The organism is Blautia sp. AM42-2 (assembly GCF_003480245.1).
GTDB lineage: Bacteria > Bacillota > Clostridia > Lachnospirales > Lachnospiraceae > Fusicatenibacter > Fusicatenibacter saccharivorans.
Genome location: NZ_QUIM01000028.1, coordinates 1 through 5,080 on the forward strand (window position 1 = coordinate 1; position 5,080 = coordinate 5,080).

The window sequence follows — 5,080 nt, forward strand, 5'->3', positions numbered from 1 at the left end:
AAAAAGGTAAAAAAAACTCATTGATAAGATTAGCGGTCAAGGCGAGAGGGAGTGAGGTGCAAAAGACTATGGCAAAATACACCAAAAGGAGAGATAAAAGAGGGTATGAGTGGAAGTCTGCTTATCGGGAGAAAGAAGCCCTTATGTTGGAGAGGGGATACCCGGAAGTAAGTCCTCATGATTTCTATCGGGAGTTGTTTCCGGCTGGCAGTCTCCAGCAAGAGCCGGAGGACGGAAAAGGTAATATTATAGCGACACAGATTAGACCGTCTGGCAAAGGAAGAACCCGGCAGTGGGTAATTGATGATAGTCTGAAAATGCTGGATAAGGTCATAGGAGATAGGTTTGGGCTGATACCGCCTATTAGTTTTTACGGAAAGTCACACACGAAAGAGAACGCTCATGAGCTGTTTGCGGTGGTGGTGGACGTGGATTATGTAGGCAAACAGCAGTTAAAGAACCTGTTGAAGCAGTTTGGGAATGGTGTGCAGCTTCGTCCGACTTATCTTGTCAGCTCCGGCAAGGGGGTACATCTTTACTATTTCTTGCAGGAGCCGGTTCAGTTGTATCGAAACCGGGAAGAAGTGCTTGCGGAGCTGAAAGAAGCCTTTATCCGGCGGCTATGGAATGATACCAGCTCTATCCGTCCGGACAGCCCGGATATAACCGGAATTTATCAAGGTTTCCGGTGTGTGGGGAGTCAGTCGAAGCTGGGTGCAGATTTCCCAGTAAAAGCCTATAAGCTGTCAGAGAACCGTTACACGCTGGAGGACATAAAAGCCAGCATACCGAGCTGTAAGGTAGACCTTGCTCCGTTGTACGAGAAGCCGAGAAGAAAAAGTACCGTTACGCTGGAAGAAGCAAAGGAGCTGTACCCGGAATGGTATGAGAAGCGGATCGTGCAGGGAGAGCCGAAGCAGAAAAGTAAGAAGCAGGGCGGTACGTGGGTATGTAACGAAGCTTTATATGAGTGGTGGAAACGGAAAATAACCGAGGAAGTGAAAGCCGGAGGGCGTTACTTTTCTATTATGGCGTTGTGCTCTTATGGCTTGAAGTGTGGCATATCCGAGCAGAAGATACGGAGAGACGCCTATGCGTTCCTGGACCATTTAGAGAGCCTTACCGAGGACGAGGACAACCATTTCAGCCGGGCAGATGTGAAAGACGCTCTTCGGGCATTGAAAGGGGACAGAAAAAGGCTGTCAACGATAGCAAGCCGGGAATGGATAGAGGACAACACAAAGGTTACGATACCAGCAAATAAGCGGAATTACAGAAAGCAAAAAGACCATGTAAAGGTTATGAATACTATGAAAGCTTTAAAAAAGCAGTTAGGAGAAGAAGTAAAAGAGGGTAGACCAAAAGGGAGTGGAACAGCGGAGCAGACAGTCAGAGAATGGCAGGAGAGCCACCCAGCAGGAAAGAAAGCGGACTGCATTCGAGAGACAGGATTGAGCAAGCCCACCGTTTACAAGTGGTGGAAGTAGGGCATACTTGAAATGCCGAAAGGCATATGCTATAATGCCAGTAGGCAAGAAAGACGAAAGTGCTCATTGTGGCACGCAAAAAGCCCCGGAGGTCGCAACTCCGGGGCTTTTCTATTCCGTTGTGGCAAGGTGGCTTATTCCTTAGGCTGGCTACCGCCTATTTATCTCCGTCCAGCCATTTGCAGATGTAGTAGGCGACTACACTTGCCAAGACAGAGAGTAAGAAAGACGAAAATATACTCATGGTGGCACACCCCCTTTCTGTACCTGTATAGGGGTGGTAGCGTCGCTCATTATACCATAGTGGCAGAAATGCCACAAGAAGCCATTTCCCCTTGTTTATTATCAAAGCCATAAGGAAAAGAGTGTCAAGGGCGGTCATAGACCGCAGCGTTTACCCTTGATACTCTTTTTTGTTGGCTATAATGCCGGAGGGGAAAACGGCTGTCCGTCCGTTCCGTTACTTCCCCCTGTGCTTCATTGTCCGTTCCGGCGGAAGAAAGTAAAGGGTGGTCTGCGACCATTTTTTATCTGCTGTACTCGCTGATCGGCAAGCCGAAGCTCATACTGCAGATAAAAAACAAGCCCTTGACTTTCTTCCACCTACACTTCCAAAGTCGCCCAAGAGGAAGTAAGCTCCACTATATTCTTGGCAGAATATACGCACGAATATATCCGCTTGATATAGGGTGTCTATCATGCTATAATATGTGTAGCGGATATATTGCAAGTTCCCTAAAGTGTTACCACTTTAGAACTTGTGAGGGTGGCAAGCCCCCCTTCAATCCCCCTTTTTAGAGAGCCGAAAGGCTCATAATTTGACGGTGGTAGCACCGAAGAAAGAGAGGTCAAAGGCATGAAAAAAGAAATGGATAAAATTCAGTTTGAGTACAGATACGAGGTGCAGGAGCTGATGAAAGTAATTGATAAATATGTAAAACAGAACCCGGCAGAAAAGGAAAATAAGACGCTGGAGCGTTTCTTTGACTTACTTGATGTCATGGATATGGAGTGGTAAGGGCATGAACAAGACAAGACCAAAGCAGTTATCATTCCGAGTAAGTGAAGAAGAATACCAGCAGTTGCAGGAGAAGATTTCAGAGAGTGGAAAGAACCAGCAGGAGTATATCCTTTCCTGTGTGCTGGAGAAGCAGATCGTGAATACGGACGGTATCAAAGAACTTATCCCGGAACTGAAACGGATAGGGAACAACCTCAACCAAATAGCAAAGAGGTGTAATGAGGGGGGAATGTTGCCGAGTGAAGCGGAAGTGCGGAAGCATGGAGAGGAGCTGAACAAAGTATGGCAGTCATTAAGGCGGTATCTTCAAAGGCGGGCATAGGGCACGCAATAGATTATGTGACGAAAAAAGAAAAGACAGAGGAGAAGCTTGTCAGCGGTCTGCATTGTGAGCCGGAGACGGTCAAGGAGGAAATGCAAGCCACAAAGGAGCTGTGGGGCAAGACGGACGGAAGAACCTATAAGCATTATGTGCAATCCTACCATGAGGACGAGGAAATAACCCCGGAGCAGGCTCACAAGAACGCTGTCGAGCTGGCAGAGCATACAAAGGCATGGAAAGGGCATGAAGTTCTGATAGCCACGCATATAGACAAGGGGCATATACACACGCACTTTATTGTCAATTCCGTAAATTATGAGAACGGTCATAAGCTCCAATGGAGTAAGCACGACCTTAAAGACTTAAAGGAACGGTGCAACGAGCAGAGCTGGGAACAGGGCTTGCATGTGCCGGAGAAAGGAAAGACATTTGCTGGAGAAGTCCGGGAAGAAACGGTGGCATGGAGCAAAGACACCTACCAGCTTTTGAAACAGGCAGAGCAGGGAAAGGTCAAAAGCTATGTGCAGGATATTGCCCTTGCGGTGCTGGATTGTAAGGAAACAGCGACCAGCCGGGAAACCTTTATCCGGCTGATGAATGAAAGAGGGTACGGGGTGGACTGGCAGGACAGCCACAAGTACATCACATATACCGACTTAGCCAGGGAACAGGCAGGAGAAAAGGCTTGTAAAATCAGGGATAACAAGCTGGAAAAATACTACAATATGGATTTTGGAAAGGAGAGTATGGAGCATGAGTTTGAGAGAAATGCACGAACAGCAGAAGCAGAGCAGTCCAAGAGAGCAGCTTCAAGAGTTAAACCGACAGAGCCGGACAGAGCTGGAAAACAGTCTGCTCAAAGAAGCGTTGGCGATGTCGAGCGAGAACTGCGAGGAATTGATGAAGCAGTCAAATCAAGAACAAGTGAGGGCAGAGCAGAACAGGCAGAGAGACGCAGAGCAGAACAGGAAGCTCATCAGCGAGCTGAAGCAGAGCGTAGAGCTGCTGAAGAACAGCAACGAATTGCTTCAAGACGCTATATCGGGCGAGATTGGGAGCCTGAAAGATGAGGTTAAGGAAAACACCGTCCAAGAGGTTAGAAAGGCGTTACAGGCGAATATAGAGGCTATACAGAGGGCGACAAAGCTTCTTGAGAAGCAGTCTGATACACTTACGAGCGTGATGAAGCAGAAGATCCGGGAGCTTGAGGAAAGTAAGAACAGTTTTTTTAGATATGAGGGCTTGAAGTTGTACCTGTTTTGGGGCGGTATGGTCTGCAATATTTTAGTGTTTCTTATGCTGTTGTATGGTATGATTAGTAAGTAAAAAGAAATCGATAAATTAGAATTTTAAAAAGGAGTGTGATGACCATGATTTTTGATTTTGAGCCTTGGCAATTAGATATTGATATTGACTTAACTAAACAATTATATAGAAGTTGTAAAGGAGACTTTGTATGGGTAGAAAAGAAATAACAACAAAAGAAGATTTAATGAAAGTAATAGAATTATTCGAAAATACTGGAATTACATACTGGTTGGATGGCGGATGGGGTGTAGATATTTTAGCTGGTAAACAAACAAGAATTCATAGAGATATAGATATAAATTTTGATGCTCAACATACGGAAAAATTGTTAAATGTGCTTTTGAATCTGGGCTATAAAATTGATACAGACTGGAAACCGGTTAGAATAGAGTTATATAGTGATGAACTTGGTTACTTAGACATTCACCCGTTCGTTTTAAATGAGGACGGAACTTCAAAACAAGCTGATTTAGAGGGTGGATGGTATGAGTTTGAAAAAGATTACTTTGGTAGTGTTTTTTTTGAAGGCAAAACAATTCCTTGTATATCTTTAAAAGGCCAAAAAGTTTTCCATTCAGGTTATGAATTAAGAGATAAAGATAAGCATGATATTTCAATTCTTGAAAGTTTATCAAAATAACATCGCTGTAATTTCTAAGATAAATTGCAGTTTGTCGGTACGAAGAAAAAGGTGCAAAAATGTATTGATAAGATTAGCGGTCAAGGCGAGAGGGAGTGAGGTGTAGATATTGACATCAAAAAGGCACTCCCTTATACTTGAGAGAAAAAGGTAAAAAAAACTCATTGATAAGATTAGCGGTCAAGGCGAGAGGGAGTGAGGTGTAGATATTGACACTCAAAAGGCACTCCCTTATACTTGACGGAAAAAGGTAAAAAAAACTCATTGATAAGATTAGCGGTCAAGGCGAGAGGGAGTGAGGT

At 44.8% G+C, this 5,080-nt stretch carries 5 protein-coding genes; all 5 read left to right on the forward strand.

Features of this window, described 5'->3' with window-relative positions; genetic code table 11:
• Window positions 1-143 precede the first annotated feature (143 nt).
• The 5 genes from DW915_RS15425 to DW915_RS15455 all read left to right on the forward strand — a co-directional run bounded on the left by DW915_RS15425 (window position 144) and on the right by DW915_RS15455 (window position 4,778).
• On the forward strand, window positions 144-1,487 hold the full coding sequence (locus tag DW915_RS15425; protein WP_118577254.1) for a repa: 1,344 nt from the start codon (window positions 144-146) through the stop codon (window positions 1,485-1,487).
• 856 nt (window positions 1,488-2,343) lie between these two features.
• Window positions 2,344-2,505, forward strand: coding sequence for a hypothetical protein (locus DW915_RS15960; RefSeq protein ID WP_004614779.1), 162 nt, complete (start codon window positions 2,344-2,346; stop codon window positions 2,503-2,505).
• 4 nt (window positions 2,506-2,509) lie between these two features.
• Complete coding sequence (locus tag DW915_RS15440) at window positions 2,510-2,830, forward strand: MobC family plasmid mobilization relaxosome protein (RefSeq protein ID WP_009256578.1); 321 nt, start codon at window positions 2,510-2,512, stop codon at window positions 2,828-2,830.
• Window positions 2,791-3,900 carry a relaxase/mobilization nuclease domain-containing protein gene (locus tag DW915_RS15445; RefSeq protein WP_055166537.1) on the forward strand — a complete coding sequence of 370 codons (1,110 nt, stop codon included), beginning with the start codon at window positions 2,791-2,793 and terminating at the stop codon, window positions 3,898-3,900. Before DW915_RS15440 ends, DW915_RS15445 begins: the two co-directional genes overlap by 40 nt.
• Before the next feature lie 386 nt (window positions 3,901-4,286).
• The gene (locus DW915_RS15455) at window positions 4,287-4,778 is read left to right on the forward strand and encodes a nucleotidyltransferase domain-containing protein (RefSeq protein ID WP_009263190.1); all 492 of its coding nucleotides are present in this window, start codon (window positions 4,287-4,289) and stop codon (window positions 4,776-4,778) included.
• Window positions 4,779-5,080: the final 302 nt, after the last annotated feature.

Bases quoted from the DNA above. Each gene is read 5' to 3' on its own strand.
- DW915_RS15425 (WP_118577254.1), top strand. From the start codon at position 144: ATGTTGGAGAGGGGATACCCGGAAGTAAGTCCTCATGATTTCTATCGG.
- DW915_RS15960 (WP_004614779.1), top strand. From the start codon at position 2,344: ATGAAAAAAGAAATGGATAAAATTCAGTTTGAGTACAGATACGAGGTG.
- DW915_RS15440 (WP_009256578.1), top strand. From the start codon at position 2,510: ATGAACAAGACAAGACCAAAGCAGTTATCATTCCGAGTAAGTGAAGAA.
- DW915_RS15445 (WP_055166537.1), top strand. From the start codon at position 2,791: ATGGCAGTCATTAAGGCGGTATCTTCAAAGGCGGGCATAGGGCACGCA.
- DW915_RS15455 (WP_009263190.1), top strand. From the start codon at position 4,287: ATGGGTAGAAAAGAAATAACAACAAAAGAAGATTTAATGAAAGTAATA.